This window comes from Pseudoalteromonas sp. P1-8 (assembly GCF_001399985.1).
Taxonomy (GTDB): Bacteria; Pseudomonadota; Gammaproteobacteria; order Enterobacterales; family Alteromonadaceae; genus Pseudoalteromonas.
In genome coordinates, this window is sequence record NZ_LJSO01000029.1 from 1 (window position 1) to 207 (window position 207).

At 45.4% G+C, this 207-nt stretch carries 1 tRNA gene; it reads left to right on the forward strand.

Annotated features, from left to right (window positions below):
* Positions 1–127: 127 nt before the first annotated feature.
* A tRNA-Lys gene (locus AN213_RS19990) sits at positions 128–203 on the forward strand.
* Positions 204–207: the final 4 nt, after the last annotated feature.

Sequence of the window (207 nt, forward strand, 5' to 3'; positions counted from 1 at the left end):
GTCATTAGCTCAGTTGGTAGAGCAGTGGACTTTTAATCCATTGGTCGATGGTTCGAGTCCATCATGACCCACCATTCTTTTCGAATGCTCTCATATCGGCGGATTTACGCATCTAAATATCCAGAGCGGGTCATTAGCTCAGTTGGTAGAGCAGTGGACTTTTAATCCATTGGTCGATGGTTCAAGTCCATCATGACCCACCATTCT